The organism is Antarcticimicrobium sediminis (assembly GCF_004348975.1).
Taxonomy (GTDB): Bacteria; Pseudomonadota; Alphaproteobacteria; order Rhodobacterales; family Rhodobacteraceae; genus Antarcticimicrobium; species Antarcticimicrobium sediminis.
Genome location: NZ_SMFP01000003.1, coordinates 288,043 through 303,888 on the forward strand (window position 1 = coordinate 288,043; position 15,846 = coordinate 303,888).

Genomic DNA, 15,846 nt, shown 5'->3' on the forward strand with positions numbered 1-15,846 from the left:
CCCTCAGCCCCGTGCCAGATCGTCGATGCCCAGCGCATAGAGCCCCTCGGCCCCGGCCTGTGCATGGGCCAGAAGCGCGCCATGTTCCGGCAACATCCGGTCGATATAGAACCGCGCCAGCGCCACCCGCGGCCCGCCCTTTTCGGCCATCGCGGCGGACAGGTGGTAATGCCCGCCCAACACCCGCGCAAAGGCTTTGAGATAGGGCACAGCCCCGGCGAAGCGGTCGTTCATCTCGCCCTGTGAAACCAGCCATTCGGTGGCCTCGCGCAGGGTTTCTGCCGCCTGCCAGACCGGCTCGGCCAGATCCGGCAGGGTGCCGCGGGCGCGCTCGGCCTGTTTCTGAACCTCTTCCAGCAACCGATAGGCCGCCTCGCCGCCGTCCATCATCTTGCGCCCGACCAGATCCATCGCCTGAATCCCGTTCGTGCCTTCATAGATCGCGGTGACCCTTACGTCGCGGTAATATTGCGCCGCCCCGGTTTCCTCGATGAAGCCCATGCCGCCGTGCACCTGCACCCCGGTTTCGGCCACCCGGATGCCGGTCTCGGTGCCGAACGCCTTGGAGATGGGGGTCAGCAGCGCGGCGCGCGCGGCCCAGTCGGCCTCGCCGGTGGCACTTTGCATGTCGATCGCCACGGCGCAGGCCAGCAGGATCGCGCGCGAGGCGAACAGATCGGCGTCCATCTCCAGCAGCATCCGCCGCACATCGGCGTGATCGACGATGGTACCCGAGGGCGTCTTGCCCTGCTTGCGCTCCAGCGCATAGGCCAGCGCGTGCTGATACGCCCCCTCGGCCGCGCCAACGCCCTGACCGCCAACGCCCAGCCGCGCGTTGTTCATCATGGTGAACATCGCCGCCATGCCGCCATGTTCCTTGCCGACCAGCCAGCCGGTGGCGCCATCATACTGCATCACGCAGGTCGGCGAGCCGTGCAGGCCCATCTTGTGCTCAAGGCTGACCACCTTGAGCGTATTGGCCACGCCCGGGTTGCCCGCGTCATCGGGCAGGAACTTTGGCACCAGAAACAGGCTTATGCCCTTGGTTCCCGGCACCCCGTCGGGCAGCCGCGCCAGCACCAGATGGCAGACATTGCCGGCGAAATCATTGTCGCCCCAGGAAATAAAGATCTTCTGCCCGCTCACCGCATAGGTGCCGTCGCCGTTCGGCACGGCCTTTGACGACAGCGCCCCCACGTCCGATCCGGCCTGCGGCTCGGTCAGGTTCATGGTTCCGGCCCATTCCCCGCTGATCAGCTTGGGCAGGTACAGATCCTTGAGCGCATCACTGGCATGGTGCGCCAGCGCCTCGATCTGGCCCTGGCTCATCAACGGGGCCAGTTGCAGCGACAGGCAGGCCGCGCTCATCATCTCGTTGACCGAAGAGGTCACCGTCATCGGCAGCCCCATGCCGCCATATTCGACCGGCGCGCTCATTCCGATCCAGCCGCCCTCGGCGATCGAGGCCCAGCCCTCGGCAAAGCCGGGCGAGCTGCGCAGCTTGCCGTTCTCCAGCCGGGCGGGCTCCAGATCGCCGTTGCGCTGCAACGGGGCCATCACCTCTTCGCACATCTTGCCGGCTTCGGTCAGGATGGCGCTGACAGTGTCGCCATCCGCCTCGGAAAACCGGTCGGTTGCGGCGACCTGATCATAGCCCACCACATGGCGGAACAGGAATTCATACTCTGAAACAGGCGCGCGATAGGGCATTGACGTCCTCTGGTCTGGGCTGTGCGACACCGACGGGCTTGGCTTTCGCCGGTCGCGCAGCTATGGCTCAACATTAGTGGGAATACCTATCCCGCCTCGGCCCACAAGCAACCAGAACGCGGCGTCATTGCCATGGCAACCCCCCCGATCCACCACCAGACCCTCCACCTGAGCGCCAACGCGGCCGATCTGGCCCGCGCCGCCCAGCTGCTTGCCCAAGGGCAACTCGTCGCCTTTCCCACTGAAACAGTCTACGGGCTGGGGGCCGATGCGCGCAATGGCCGGGCCGTCGCCGCGATCTATGCCGCCAAAGGGCGACCCAGCTTCAACCCGCTGATCGTGCATCTGGCCGATACCGACATGGCGCAGACCTATGTAGACTGGAGCGCGACGGCGCAGGCGCTGGCCGAAGCCTTCTGGCCCGGACCGCTGACGCTGGTGCTGCCGCTGCGACCGGGGCACGGGATTTCCGACCTGGTCACAGCCGGGCTCGACACGCTGGCGATCCGGGTGCCCGCCCATCCCACCGCGCGGGCGCTGTTGCGCGCGTTCAATGGGCCGATCTCGGCGCCCTCGGCCAATCCTTCGGGGCGGATCAGCCCGACCACGGCGGCGCATGTGCTGGCCGGGCTGTCGGGCCGAATCGCGGCGGTGGTCGATGACGGCCCCTGCCCGGTCGGGTTGGAATCCACCATCGTCGGGCTGGCGGGCGATCCGGTGCTGCTACGCCCCGGCGGACTGGCGGCAGAGGCAATCGAAGCGGTGCTTGGCCACGCGCTTACCCGGCCCGAAGGTGGCGGCGCGATCAATGCACCGGGGCAGCTCTCGTCGCATTACGCGCCCTCTGAGCGGGTGCGGTTGAACGCCACGACACCACACAAGGGCGAGCTGTTTCTCGGATTTGGCGCTATGACCTGCGATCTGAACCTGTCTCCCTCAGGCGATCTGATGGAAGCTGCAGCCAATCTTTTTGGTCATCTGCATGCGCTCGACGCGCGCGGCCAGCCCATCGCCGTGGCCCCGATCCCCGATCACGGGCTGGGCGCGGCGATCAATGACCGGCTGCGCCGCGCGGCCGCGCCAAGGGGATAGGTCAGACGGAAGGCTCCAACCCGTTGTGCTGACGACACCATCGCAGGCTCACGCCCGCCCGGCGCTCGCCGACAAGGACAGCGGATCGACGCCAAGGGTTTTCAACGCCGCCTCCCACTTTCCACCATCGGAGGGACCAAAGACCAGATCGGGATCCGCATCGGTGGTCAGCCAACCGTTCATCGCGATTTCCGCCTCTAGCTGGCCCTGCCCCCAACCGGCATAGCCCAGCATCAACAGCGCCCGCTGCGGTCCGTTGCCGCTGGCGATATCCTCAAGAATGTCCAGCGTCGCGGTCATGCGAAAGACCTCGCTCACCTCCATCGAATGCAGGCTGGAGTCATAGTCGCTCGAATGCAGGACAAAGCCGCGCGCGGTCTCGACCGGACCACCGAAATACACCGGCATCTGCCCGCGTTCAGGCTGGTCTGGCTTGATGTCGAGCTGTCTCAGAAGATCGATCAACCGCAATTCTGCCGCTGGCTTGTTCACGATCAGCCCCATCGCCCCGTCCTTGCCATGGCTGCACAGGAACACGACCGAATGTTCAAAACGCGGATCGCCCATATCCGGCATCGCGATCAGAAGTTTTCCGGTCAGGTCCATGGCGTTGCGCTCCGGCTCTGGGATCTTGTCGCCTCAACATGGCCCGCAGACCGCCAAGGTGCAAGACCGGGCCTTTGGCGCTGCGGCAAAACGGCGACTAACGGGCTCGTGACTTGGCATTGCAGGCGAGACTCGCCATGTATGGATCATGTTCAGGATGCTCACCACGTTTCTTGTCGCGCTGACGACCCTCACCACGCCCGCACTGGCTGGCGCTGGCGGCGGGCTTGGCAATCTGGTTCAGATCGAGATTCTGGATGGCGGGCCGACCACGCGCGGCACCCATATGGCCGCGCTGCGTCTGACCCTGTCGGATGGCTGGAAAACCTATTGGCGCGCCCCGGGCGAGGCCGGGATTCCCCCCAGCTTTGACTGGCGCGGCTCGCATAATCTGGGCAACGTGGCGATCACATGGCCCGCGCCAGAGGTGTTTCATACCAACGGCTTGCGCACCATCGGCTACAAACATCAGATGATCCTGCCGGTCGAGGTGACACCGACCAACGACGGCCAGCCTGTGCGCCTGCGCGGGCAAATCGACTTTGGCCTGTGCAGCGATGTCTGCATTCCCGGTACGCTGACCTTTGATCAACAGCTTGACCCGCAAGCCGGGCGCAACCCGGCCATCATAGCCGCCCTTGCCCAACGGCCCTATTCCGCCGCCGAGGCGCAAGTCAGTGCCGCCACTTGCCGGGTGTCACCGATCAAAGGCGGGCTGCGGATCGAGGCACGGATCACCATGCCCTCGGTCGGGGGCGAGGAAATCGCGGTGATCGAAGCGGGCACCCCCGGCGTCTGGGCCGATGAGACCCGGACCCACCGTCAGGGCAACACCCTGATCGCGGCAAGCGATCTGATCAGCGAAACCGGCGGGGCCTTTGCGCTGAACCGCTCCGATATCCGCATCACGGTGCTGGGCGCGCGGCATTCGGTGGATATCCGTGGCTGCGACGCCGGCTGATACGCAGATGACGGCAACGCCCCGTCTTGGTGCCATCGCGGTTCTGGTCGAGGGTGACCGGGTGCTGTTGGCACAACGTGGCAAATCCCCCGACAAAGGGCTTTGGGGATTTCCCGGCGGCCATGTCGAACCCGGCGAGACCGCGTTGGAGGCCGCCCGACGCGAGTTGCGCGAGGAAACCGGGCTAGAGGCGCGCCCCGTCGAATATCTGACCAACATCGACCTGATCCGCCGCGATGAGGCGGGCGAGGTCACCGTTCACTACCTGTTGGCCGCCGTGCTCTGCGCCGATCCGGTGGGCACGCCGCAGGCCGACGATGATGCCCAGGACGTGGCTTGGTTTCCGATCGACCAGATCCGCGCCGGGGCCTTGCCGATGAGCGCACGGGTCGGTGAGGTGATGGAGCTGGCGTTGACCCGCCGCCGGGCGTTGTCGCGATAAAGACGCGCTCACTCAGCGAACCAAACGAACGCGCGCGGCATCAAAGCCTGAAGAGCGCCCACTTAGACCCGCCGTGCGGACCGCGCATAGACCAGCGCCGAGATCAGATAGACCGCCAGCACGATCACCAGCGCGCCCACGGCAAAGGCCAGCAGCGCCGCGCGCACCGCCTCCATCCCGCTCAGCAGCGGCAGCGCCGCGATCAGGGCCTGTGGCAGCCCGCCCTGCACCAGCGCCCAGCCCATGGTCGCCCCGAGCCAGCCCAGCAACAGAACCCCGGCCCCCAGCACCGCGCCCCGCAGCGCCCGGTTGGGGCTGTAAATCGCCCGACGCAGCGCGGTCAGCGGACGCGACACGTCATGCTGCATCGCCACCAGCGCCGGCACCACCAGCAGCACCAGCACCACGCCGAAGCCCAACCCGTAAACCAGCGTGATCACCGTGGGTTTCAGGAACTGCGCCTGCTGCGATTTCTCGTACAACAGCGGCGCCAGCCCCAGCACGGTGGTCAGCGTGGTCAACAACACCGGCCGCAACCGGTCGGCGGCAGCGTCAATGATCGAAGGGATCAGCCCGCGCTCTTTGGCGTATTCGTCGATGGTGCTGACCAGCACGATGGAATCGTTGATGATGATCCCGGTCATGCCCAACAGCCCCACCACCGTAAACATGCTCAGCGGCACGTCCCAGATGTAGTGGCCCCAGATCGTGCCAATCAAGCCAAACGGGATCACCGCCATTACCACCAGCGGCCGGGTCCAGCTGGCAAACACCCAGGCCAGCACCAGATAAATCCCGGTCAGACACAGGATCAGACCGTTGCGCGCATCGCTCAGAAATTCGTTCTCCTGCTCGCTCAACCCCGACAGGGTCCATTCCACCTGCCGTTCGCTGGCGATCTTTGGCAGGATCTCGTCCTTCAGCGCCTGCTGAATTTCGGCCGCCCGCGCCGGGTCATCCTCTGAGATATCGCCGGTTACGCTGATCAGCCGCAGCCCGTTCTCGCGCCGCACAGAGGAAAAGCCGGTGCGCTGCTCGACGCTGACAAGATCGGCAAGCGGCACATAGATGCCAGCCGGCGCGCGCATCTGCGTGCGCTCAAGGAAATCGGCAGACAGCTCGCCCTCCGGCAGTTCGACCCGGATCGTGGCGCTGCGCGGCCCGTCGGGATAGGTCGCCGCCTCGATCCCGTTCAGCCGGTCGCGCAGGGCGCGGCCCAGCGTGTCGATGGTGAACCCCAGCGCCTGCCCCTGCGCGGTCAGGTCAAGGATCAGCTCTTCCTTGTCATAGGCCAGGTTGTCCTCGACCGCCGAGACCTCCGGATAGCGCAACAGCGCCGCCTGCAGATCCTGACTGGCGGACTTCAGGGTTTGTACATCCGCGCCATAGAACTGTACGTCCAGCGCATCGCCGCCAGGGCCGGAACGCCAGCCGCGAAAGCTGATCGTTTCGGCCATCGGGTGGCGGCGCACCGCATCTTGCAATTCAGCCACCAGCGCAAAGCTGGAATAGGGCCGCAGATCGGCGTCGATCAGCTCGATCGAGATGCCGCCCAACAGGTCGGCGTCCTTGGTCTCGACCCCCGCCAGCCCGCGCCCGGCGTTGCCGCCGACCTCGGCCATGACATAATCGAGCGGATTGCGGCCATAGCGTTGCTCGTAATCCTTGCCCAGCTCTTCGGTGGCGCGCTGCATCTCGCGCATCATCGCCAGCGTATCGGCCCGCGTCGCGCCCTCGACCATGGCGAAATTGCCGGTGACCGAGCCGCGTTCAGGCGCGTTGAAAAAGCGCCATTGCACATCGCCGCGGATAAGCAGAGCCAGTTGCCCAGCCAGCACCACGACCACCCCGGCCATCACCACGTAACGCCCCCGGACCACCCAGACCATGAGGTGGCGGAACACATGATCGCGCACCCAGCGAAAGCCCCGGTTCACCACCCGGTTGGGCAGGTCGTACCAATGTTCCTTGGCCGAATGGGCAATGGCGTGGGACATGTGGTTGGGCAGGATCAGGAAACATTCCACCAGCGAGGCCAGCAACACCACGATCACGGTAAAGGGGACATCCTTGATCAGGTCGCCAAAGCGCCCGCCAATCGCGGTCAGGCCGAAAAAGGCGATCACCGTCGTCATCGTCGCGGCCAGCACCGGCATCGCCATGCGCCGCGCCGCATTCTCGGCCGCCGCCACCGGATGTTCCCCCAGTCGCCGGGCGCGGAAATCCGCGTGTTCGCCGATCACGATGGCATCATCCACCACGATGCCCAAGGTGATGATCAGGCCAAACAGGCTGATCATGTTGAAGGTCAGACCAAAGGCATACATCAGGGCAATCGCGGCAAACATCGAGGCCGGGATGCCGGCGGCAACCCAGAAGGCGATGCGCGCGTTCAAGAACAGGAACAACAGCGCCACCACCAGAACCAGCCCCATCAGCCCGTTGTCGAGCAGGATGGTCAACCGGCCCGAGATCGCCTCGGCCCTTGTGCGGATCAGTTCCAGCGTCACCCCCTGCGGCAGGCTCAGCTGCATCTCGGCGGCGACATCCTCGACCTCGTGCTGGATCTTGATCGCATCGCCCCGGTCAGAGCGATCCACCCGGATCGACATCGCCGGATTGGCACCAACGAAATAGCTGCGCGCGCGGTCCACGCCTTCGACCCGGATCTCGGCCACCTCGCCGATGGTCAGCTTGGAGCCGTCGGTATTGGAGCGCAGCACGATCCCCGCGATGTCGTCGCGACTGCGCTTTTCGGTGCCGGTGCGCACGCGGGCATTGGCCCCGGTGACATCGCCAGCCGGGGCGGCGTCGACCTCTGCCGCGATGACGGCGGCGATTTCGGCCATCGTGATGTCATGCTCCATCAAGGCGCGCGAGGGCACCTCGACCACGGTTTCGGGGGCGGCGACACCGCGAATGGTGGTGCGGGTAACGCCCACGGCAAACAGCCGCGTGACCAGTTCATCGGCGAACAGACCCAGCTGTTCCGGGGACACCGGGCCGGTGATCACCACATCCGTCACCCGGTCGCGCCAAGCGCCGCGCCGGACCGAAGGATCTTCGGCGTCTTCCGGCAGGGTGGTGATCGCATCCACCGCCGCTTGCACGTCATCGGTGGCCTGGGCCATGTCCCAGCCCGGTTCGAAATCAAGCGTGATGCTCGCCCAGCCTTCGCGCGAGACGGATTGGGTGCTTTCCACCCCGTCGACCGCCAACAGCGACGGTTCCAGCACCTGCACGATGGCGCCATCCACATCCTCGGGGCCGGCGCCCTCCCATTCGACCGAAACGGTGACGGTCTCGATGACCACATCGGGAAAGAACTGTGCCCGCATGTTGGGGATCGCCGCAGCCCCCAACACCAGCAGCAGCACAAGCAGCAGGTTGGCGGCGGTCTTGTGGCGGGTGAAATAGCTGAGCAGCCCACCGGCCCGCAGCGGAAGATCGCGCGCCATCGCCTAGCCCCCCATCCGGGACTCGATCCGCTCGACCAGTTGCGCCGGCACCTGCGCGCCGCCCAGTTGAGCCAACACGCGGACCTTCATTTCCTTGGGCATGCCGGTATTGGCCTCGACCAAGGCCACCAGCCGCGCGCGCCGCTCGTCGCTAAGGTCCAACATCGCGGCCTCGGACGGGATCGCCTGCGCCTCTTCGCGCAGCGGGCGCACCCGGATGCCCGCCCCCAAAAGAGGCGTGCGCCCGATCACGACCTCGCGCCCCGCAAGCCCCGCGCCGCGCAGCAGCACATCGTCGCCCTGCCGCCGCACCAGTTCCACCGGCAGCGACTCAAGCCGGTCTTCGGCCCCCAGCACAAGCACGGTGTTCGCCCCATCCAGCGCTGAGGCCGGCAGCCGCACCACCTGCTCCAACGGCGGCTCCTCGACCGCGACGGTGACGAAATCGCCCGGTTTGAAGCCCGGCGCGCTGTCCAGTCTTGCATAGATCATGCGCCCGGTCTGCCCCGCGTCGGTTGCCGCGCTGTCGCGGCTGATCCGTCCAAAGGCCACCAGCGCCGCGCCGCTCACATCCAGCGTGGCGGTGACCGGGGCCGGGATCAGATCGCCCGCCCCATCCAGCAGCCGGGCATATTGCGCGGTCGAGACGCGAAAGGCGATCTCCAGCGCGTCGGGGTCGATCAGTTCGGCCAGTTTCTCGTTGGAGGACACCAGCCGCCCCTCGACCACGGTGACATTGGACAGCGTCCCGTCAAAGCTGGCGGTGATCGTGGTATCGGCCAGCGCCCGCGCGGCATCGGCCAGGGCGATGCGCGCACGGGCCTGCCGGGTTTCCCCCTGATCCACCCGCGCCTCGGACTGGGCCACGACCTGACGCCGCGCCAGAACCGCCTGCCGCGCGGCCGCCAGCGCCAGTTCGGCCACCTCGACCGTGGCAGCGGTGCCGACGCCACGCTCTTGCAGGCCGGTCTGACGCAGGAACGCACGGTTGCGCAGATCCTCCTGATCGCGGGCGGCGGACAATTCGTCCTGCGCAAGGATCAGTGCACGGGCGGCGTCGCGCTGTTCGGCCTCGGCATCCAGCAGATCGCTTTTGGCCCGGTCCAATGTCGATTGCGCATCCGCCGGGTCAAGCTGCGCCAACAGCTGTCCCGCCGTGACACTGCCGCCATCCTCGAACCCTTCGGCCAGCGCGATCACCCGCCCGCCGACCGCGGCGCGCAGTTCCAGCGTGCGACGGCTTTCGACCTGACCAAAGGCAGGCAGAACCGGGGTCACGGTTCCCATCCGGGCGGTCCGCAGATTGACGGCAAAGACCCGCTCGCGCGCTTGTGGCGGGCGGTTGTCCTCGGCCATACGGCTTTGCACCGCGCCCATCACCAGTTGCCCGGCATAGATCAACAACGCCAGCATGACAGACGCAAGGAACAGCCCGGTCAGACTTTGCCGCAAGAACCGCATTTTCACCTACTCTCCGGGTCGCACACCAAGGATACTCTATAAGGCCCCCGCGCCCTGTAAAAAGCGAGGGTGCGCGGGGTAACCAAGATGTTATACGGTGCCAGAGCCTATTTCCGTCGCTGGTTTTCGCTCAGGCGCGGAAAAATCTCGACGAAGTTGCACGGCTTATGGCGGTAATCCAGTTGCAGCGACAGGATTTCATCCCAGCCGTCCTTGCAGGCACCGGGGCTGCCGGGCAGCGCAAACAGATAGGTGCCGCCCGCGACGCCGCCGGTAGCACGCGATTGCACCGCCGAGGTGCCGATCTTTTTCATCGACACTATGGTAAAGACGGTGGCAAAGGCTTCGATCTCTTTCTCGTACACATCGCGGTGCGCTTCGACCGTCACATCCCGCCCGGTGAGGCCGGTGCCGCCGGTGGAGATCACCACGTCGACCTCCGGGTCGGCGACCCAAGCGCGCAGTTGATCGGCGATTTGGTCCCGCTCGTCGTGCAGGATCTTGCGATCGGCAAGGGTGTGGCCCGCCGCCGTGATGCGATCGACCAGAACCTGGCCCGAGCGGTCCTCGTCCAGCGAGCGGCTGTCAGAGACGGTCAGCACCGCGATGCGGACCGGGATGAAGTCCTTGCTTTCGTCAATTGGCGACATGGCGTTCAGGTCCTCTCAAAACTGGCTATCAAAACGGGGGGCCGGCAGGGCCAGCGCCCTGCGCAAAGGGATTATGATGCGACGTCGAACCAAGTGCCTGCGGGGCCAAGGTTGACCACCTCGGACACGCCGATATGGCCGCGCTCGCCCCAGCAGTCGTGGATATGACCGCAAAGCACCAGTGGCGGGGCGATGCGTTCGATGGCGGCGCGGACCGCCTCCGACCCCACCGACAGCCCCTGCGAGGTGCGGTCGGCCACGCCCTTGGGCGGCGAATGGGTGATCAAGATGTCGGCGCCCTCACAAGGCGCCAGAAGCGCGGCGGCCTCCTCCTCCGTCAGGTTCCAGGACCACGCGCCAAAAGGGGGGGCAGGCACCCCGCCGCCCAGACCGAAGATTTTTATCCCAGCGATCTCGGCCCCTTCTCCGTGCAGAACAGTGGCCCCGGGCAAGGCCGCAGCCCGCAACTCATCGGCGCTTTCCGCGTTGCCCGGCACCAGCACCATCGGCGCGGGGATGCCCGACAGCAGCTCCATCGCCTGATCGAGCCCTTGGCGCATGTTGCAGAAATCCCCCGCACCGATCACCAGATCGGCCCCGCCGCTGGCCGCGACCAGATCTGCCGCCGCAGGGCGGGACAGATGCAGGTCGGAAAAGGCAAGAATTCTCATCCTCTCTCCCCTCAGTCTCTCCACTCACTTCAACTTGGCCCGCACCTCCAGCAGATCGGCCCAAGCCTCTCGCTTCTCCGCAGGATGGCGCAACAGATGGGCCGGGTGGACCATCGGCAGCACCGGCTTGCCCAGCGCCTGTTCCCACGATCCGCGCAATCGCGTGATGCCGCGCTTGCCCAGTACCGCCTGACAACTGACATTGCCCATCAGGACGATCACCTTGGGGTCGATCAATGCGACATGACGTTCCAGAAACGGTTTCATCATGGCGATCTCATCCGGGCGCGGCTCGCGATTCTGCGGCGGGCGCCAGGGCATCACATTGGTGATATAGACATCGACCTGCCGCGACATCCCGATCGCCGCCAGCATCCGGTCGAGCAGATGCCCGGCCGGGCCGACAAAGGGACGCCCCTCGCGGTCCTCTTCCCGGCCCGGAGCCTCGCCGATGATCATTACCGGCGCGCCGGGCGCTCCGTCGGCAAAGACCAAGTTGCGGGCGCCTTTTTTCAGCTCACAGTGTTCAAACCCATCCATCGCGGCGCGCAACGCCTCTATCGTCGGGGCCGCCTGCGCCGCGGTACGGGCAACCTCGACCGGGTCAAGCTTGGGTCGTGGCCGCGCGGCGGGCGAGGCGGTTTCGGCAGCGACAGCCGCCACCTTGGGCACAGGCCGCAGCTTGTCCGGCAAGTCATAACGGTTCACCGGCGTGTCGCCGATGGCGTCGGTTGCTCCCAACTCGATCTGCCATTCAAGCAGCGCGCGGGCGGTATGAAAGTCAATCTGCGATTCCATGGCCGGACCCTAACGCCGAAACCGATCCCGCAAAAGCGCATAGCGCGCGGCATTGCGCGGCGGCGCGCATCAATGGGCGATCGTACAGAGGGGCACATTGATTGATTGGCGAATGAATGGCGCCAAAGCCACCAAAGGGGGCGCGGCCGATGTTGCCCCGCCTGCCCGGCCTTTCTATAAGCAGAGCAGCAGACAAGCCGGAGCGCCGCCCGCATGACCTTTGCCCACCGTCACCTTCTGGGAATCGAACAGCTTTCCCCGCAGGATATCACCACGATCCTGGATCTGGCTGAAACCTATGTCGATCTGAACCGCCAATCGGCCAAACATTGCGATGTGCTGTCCGGTCTGACCCAGATCAACATGTTCTTTGAGAACTCCACCCGCACCCAAGCCAGTTTCGAACTGGCGGGCAAGCGGCTGGGGGCCGATGTGATGAACATGGCGATGCAGGCCAGCTCGATCAAAAAGGGGGAAACCCTGATCGACACGGCGATGACGCTGAACGCGATGCATCCCGATCTTCTGGTGGTGCGCCACCCGCATTCCGGCGCGGTGGACCTGTTGGCGCAAAAGGTGAATTGCGCGGTGCTGAACGCCGGCGACGGACGCCACGAACACCCGACGCAGGCGCTGCTTGACGCGCTGACCATCCGGCGGGCCAAGGGGCGGCTGCACCGGCTAAGCATCGCGATTTGCGGCGATATCGCGCACAGCCGCGTGGCACGCTCGAACCTGTTGCTGCTGGGCAAGATGGAAAACCGCATCCGCCTGATCGGACCGCCGACCCTGATGCCCTCTGGCATCGGCGAGTTCGGGGTCGAGGTCTATGACGACATGCGCAAGGGACTGCGCGATGTCGACGTGGTGATGATGCTGCGACTTCAAAAGGAACGGATGGACGGCGGCTTTATCCCCTCCGAACGGGAATATTACCACCGCTACGGGTTGGATGCGGAAAAGCTGGCGCTGGCCAAACCGGACGCCATCGTGATGCACCCGGGTCCGATGAACCGGGGGGTGGAAATCGACGGCACGCTGGCCGACGACATCAACCGAAGCGTGATTCAGGAACAGGTCGAAATGGGCGTGGCGGTGCGCATGGCCGCGATGGAACTGCTGACCCGCCCCCTGACGACAGGGGCGGCGGTATGAGCGACGACGGGCTGATCGTACCTGAGGACGAGTATGGGCGCATCCGGGTGTTTGCGCTGGACATGCCCCCCGAGCGGGCAGATTTCCTGCGCGAGCCGGGCGCCGCCGATCAGGTGCTGGGGCTGGCCGGGCTCGACCCGACGCAGATCGACGTGATCCGCGTTGCCGATCTCGAGGAACTGGGGCTGACAGGATATCTGACCGAAGGCTGCGGGCTGAGCAAAGAGCAGATCGCGCCGGACCGGGCAATGCTGGAGGCGCTGGACGGCTATGTTCTGGTGCTGCGCAGCCGCGCGTTCAAGGGGGCTGCCGCTGTGCTGGCGCCAGAGCCGGACGTGCGATTGATCGCCACCTATGACGAACCCAGCCCGGACTGGCGCGCGCAACCGCTGCGCAGCGACAGCGCCGCCCCCTATTCCGCCCCGCGCCTGTCCCCTCGGGCCGCGCGGGCGCAGGCGCGGCGCATTGGCGGCAGTCTGTTCGCGGCGGTGATCGTGGTGATCGCGCTGGTCCTGTGGTGGGGGGTCTTCTGATGGGCACACAACAGTTCACCGCCGACCGCAGCGCCTATTTGCGCACCAATGCCTGGCTGGCGGCGCTGGCCATGACAAGCGCGATGGCGCTGCTTTGGGTCATGGGCAACGCGCATGTCTGGACCGGCGCGGTGGCCGGGCTGGCGGCCATCATCGTGCGCGGCTGGTATCTGGCCTCGGAAGAACTGACGGCGGTCTGGGAGATGGACGGCGAGCGGATCACCGGCCCCGGCGGACGGCAGGTGTCGCTGGACCAGATCAGCAAGGTCCGAAAAATGGGCAGTTTTGTACAAGTCATCACCCGAAACGGCGACAAACACCTGATCAAGTATCAGGCCGACCCCGACGCCACGGTGGCGGCCATCGAAAGGGCAGCGGCATGAGCGAGCTTTATTTCACCAACGCCCGCCTGATCGACCCCGAGGCCGGGACCAACGCGCTCGGCTGGCTGCGGGTCGCGGACGGGCAGATCGCGGCGACCGGCGCAGGCGATGCGCCACGCGCCCCGGCGGGCACGACGGTGATTGACTGCGGCGGCAAATGTCTGGCCCCCGGGATCGTCGATCTGGGCGTCAAGGTCTGCGAGCCGGGCGAGCGGCACAAGGAAAGCTATCGCAGCGCCGGGCGGGCGGCGGCGGCGGGAGGCGTGACCACCATCGTGACCCGCCCCGATACCGCCCCGACCATCGACAGCCCCGAAACGCTGGAATTCGTCACCCGCCGGGCGCAGGCCGATGCGCCGGTGAACGTGGTGCCGATGGCGGCGCTGACCAAGGGGCGGCAGGGGCGTGAGATGACCGAGATCGGCTTTCTGATGGATGCCGGTGCCGTCGCCTTTAGCGATTGCGACCACGTGGTCGCCGATGCCAAGGTGCTGTCGCGCGCGCTGAGCTATGCCCGTGCGCTGGGGGCACTGGTGATCGGCCACCCGCAGGAGCCGGGGCTGAGCAAGGGCGCGGCCGCTACCAGCGGCAAGTTCGCCAGCCTGCGCGGATTGCCGGCGGTGTCGCCGATGGCCGAGCGGATGGGGCTGGACCGCGATATCGCGCTGCTGGAGATGACCGGGGCGCGCTATCACGCCGACCAGATCACCACCGCCCGTGCCCTGCCGGCGCTGGAGCGGGCCAAGGCCAACGGGCTGGACATCACCGCCGGGGTTGGCATCCACCACCTGACGCTGAATGAATTCGACGTCGCCGATTACCGCACCTTCTTCAAGCTGAAGCCGCCGCTGCGGGCCGAGGATGATCGTCAGGCGGTGATCGAGGCGGTGCGCACTGGGCTGATCGACGTGATCTGCTCGATGCACACGCCGCAAGACGAAGAGAGCAAGCGGCTCCCCTTCGAGGAGGCCGCGAGCGGCGCTGTCGGGCTGGAGACGCTGCTGCCTGCTGCGATGCGGCTGTATCACGCGGGCGCGCTGGACCTGCCGACGCTGTTTCGCGCCATGAGCCTGAACCCCGCCAAGCGTCTCGGGCTGGCCTCAGGCCGGTTGAGCGCGGGGGCCCCGGCCGATCTGGTGCTGTTCGATCCGGACGCGCCCTTTGTGCTGGACCGCTTCACGCTGCTGTCGAAATCCAAGAACACACCCTTCGACGGCGGCCGCATGCAGGGCCGCGTGCTGGCCACCTATGTCGGCGGCGCGCCCGTCTATCGGAGAGACTGATGCCCGAGCTCACATCCCCCGCCGCAACGCTGATCCTGTGGGCCGTGATCGGCTATGGGCTGGGCGCGATCCCCTTTGGCATGGTGTTGGCGCGGCTCATGGGGTTGGGCAATCTGCGCGAGATCGGCTCGGGCAATATCGGCGCCACCAATGTGCTGCGCACCGGCAACAAGAAGGCGGCGGCGCTGACGTTGCTGCTGGATGGCGGCAAAGGGGCGGCGGCGGTGCTGCTGGCGCGCTTATTCGCCGGTGAGGACGCGGTGATGCTGGCCGGGTTCGCGGCCTTTATCGGCCATTGCTACCCGGTCTGGCTGGGGTTTCGGGGCGGCAAGGGCGTGGCGACCTTTGTCGGCCTGTGGCTGGCTCTGGCCTGGCCGGTGGGGATCGCCTGCTGCCTGACATGGATCAGCGTCGCCCTGTTCAGCCGGATGTCCTCGATGGCGGCGCTGACGGCAGCTGCGGCCTCGACCCTCTGGGCGGTCGGGCTGGGATATGGCCACACCCTTGTGCTCGGCGTCGCGCTGACGCTGCTGGTGTTCTGGCGTCACCGCAGCAATATCACCCGCATCCGGGCCGGAACCGAGCCGAAGATCGGGCAGAAATAGAGCGCACGGAAATAGAGTACGCCGAACCGGGGGAATCG

At 66.2% G+C, this 15,846-nt stretch carries 15 protein-coding genes; 8 read left to right on the forward strand and 7 right to left on the reverse strand.

The window, feature by feature from the left end; all coding sequences use genetic code 11:
- Positions 1-3: 3 nt before the first annotated feature.
- Positions 4-1,710 carry an acyl-CoA dehydrogenase family protein gene (locus tag E1B25_RS06905; RefSeq protein ID WP_132828027.1) on the reverse strand — a complete coding sequence of 569 codons (1,707 nt, stop codon included), beginning with the start codon at positions 1,708-1,710 and terminating at the stop codon, positions 4-6.
- A 132-nt stretch (positions 1,711-1,842) separates the two neighbouring features.
- Here E1B25_RS06905 and E1B25_RS06910 point away from each other — a divergent pair, with 132 nt between their 5' ends.
- Positions 1,843-2,802, forward strand: coding sequence for an L-threonylcarbamoyladenylate synthase (locus E1B25_RS06910; protein ID WP_132828028.1), 960 nt, complete (start codon positions 1,843-1,845; stop codon positions 2,800-2,802).
- 48 nt (positions 2,803-2,850) lie between these two features.
- Here E1B25_RS06910 and E1B25_RS06915 read toward each other — a convergent pair whose 3' ends face one another.
- Positions 2,851-3,408 (reverse strand): YqgE/AlgH family protein, encoded by a 558-nt coding sequence (locus E1B25_RS06915; RefSeq protein ID WP_132828029.1) that lies wholly within the window; start codon positions 3,406-3,408, stop codon positions 2,851-2,853.
- 157 nt (positions 3,409-3,565) lie between these two features.
- Here E1B25_RS06915 and E1B25_RS06920 point away from each other — a divergent pair, with 157 nt between their 5' ends.
- Both E1B25_RS06920 and E1B25_RS06925 read left to right on the forward strand, forming a co-directional pair.
- Positions 3,566-4,369, forward strand: a complete 804-nt coding sequence (locus tag E1B25_RS06920; RefSeq protein ID WP_132828030.1) for a protein-disulfide reductase DsbD domain-containing protein — start codon at positions 3,566-3,568, stop codon at positions 4,367-4,369.
- A gap of 7 nt (positions 4,370-4,376) precedes the next feature.
- On the forward strand, positions 4,377-4,811 hold the full coding sequence (locus tag E1B25_RS06925; protein WP_132828031.1) for an NUDIX hydrolase: 435 nt from the start codon (positions 4,377-4,379) through the stop codon (positions 4,809-4,811).
- A gap of 62 nt (positions 4,812-4,873) precedes the next feature.
- Here E1B25_RS06925 and E1B25_RS06930 read toward each other — a convergent pair whose 3' ends face one another.
- The 5 genes from E1B25_RS06930 to E1B25_RS06950 form a co-directional block, all read right to left on the reverse strand.
- The gene (locus E1B25_RS06930) at positions 4,874-8,269 is read right to left on the reverse strand and encodes an efflux RND transporter permease subunit (protein WP_132828032.1); all 3,396 of its coding nucleotides are present in this window, start codon (positions 8,267-8,269) and stop codon (positions 4,874-4,876) included.
- A 3-nt stretch (positions 8,270-8,272) separates the two neighbouring features.
- A complete protein-coding gene (locus E1B25_RS06935; protein ID WP_132828124.1) occupies positions 8,273-9,730 on the reverse strand; it encodes an efflux RND transporter periplasmic adaptor subunit in 1,458 nt (485 codons plus the stop codon).
- 107 nt (positions 9,731-9,837) lie between these two features.
- Positions 9,838-10,380: a molybdenum cofactor biosynthesis protein B gene (gene moaB / locus E1B25_RS06940; protein WP_132828033.1), complete on the reverse strand. Its 543-nt coding sequence runs from the start codon at positions 10,378-10,380 to the stop codon at positions 9,838-9,840.
- A 71-nt stretch (positions 10,381-10,451) separates the two neighbouring features.
- Positions 10,452-11,051, reverse strand: coding sequence for a metallophosphoesterase family protein (locus E1B25_RS06945; protein ID WP_132828034.1), 600 nt, complete (start codon positions 11,049-11,051; stop codon positions 10,452-10,454).
- 24 nt (positions 11,052-11,075) lie between these two features.
- Entirely contained in the window at positions 11,076-11,849 is a 774-nt protein-coding gene (locus tag E1B25_RS06950) for a uracil-DNA glycosylase (protein WP_132828035.1), read from the reverse strand.
- 213 nt (positions 11,850-12,062) lie between these two features.
- On the opposite strand from E1B25_RS06950, the gene E1B25_RS06955 reads away from it, so the two are divergent.
- From E1B25_RS06955 to plsY, 5 genes are read left to right on the forward strand one after another with little or no spacing between them, the layout of a single operon-like run.
- The gene (locus tag E1B25_RS06955) at positions 12,063-13,004 is read left to right on the forward strand and encodes an aspartate carbamoyltransferase catalytic subunit (protein ID WP_132828036.1); all 942 of its coding nucleotides are present in this window, start codon (positions 12,063-12,065) and stop codon (positions 13,002-13,004) included.
- Positions 13,001-13,537: a hypothetical protein gene (locus E1B25_RS06960; protein WP_132828037.1), complete on the forward strand. Its 537-nt coding sequence runs from the start codon at positions 13,001-13,003 to the stop codon at positions 13,535-13,537. The genes E1B25_RS06955 and E1B25_RS06960 overlap by 4 nt, the downstream gene beginning before the upstream one ends.
- Positions 13,537-13,920, forward strand: coding sequence for a hypothetical protein (locus E1B25_RS06965; RefSeq protein ID WP_132828038.1), 384 nt, complete (start codon positions 13,537-13,539; stop codon positions 13,918-13,920). Before E1B25_RS06960 ends, E1B25_RS06965 begins: the two co-directional genes overlap by 1 nt.
- Positions 13,917-15,203 carry a dihydroorotase gene (gene pyrC / locus E1B25_RS06970; protein WP_132828039.1) on the forward strand — a complete coding sequence of 429 codons (1,287 nt, stop codon included), beginning with the start codon at positions 13,917-13,919 and terminating at the stop codon, positions 15,201-15,203. Before E1B25_RS06965 ends, pyrC begins: the two co-directional genes overlap by 4 nt.
- Positions 15,203-15,808 (forward strand): glycerol-3-phosphate 1-O-acyltransferase PlsY, encoded by a 606-nt coding sequence (plsY, locus tag E1B25_RS06975; protein ID WP_132828040.1) that lies wholly within the window; start codon positions 15,203-15,205, stop codon positions 15,806-15,808. Before pyrC ends, plsY begins: the two co-directional genes overlap by 1 nt.
- Positions 15,809-15,846: the final 38 nt, after the last annotated feature.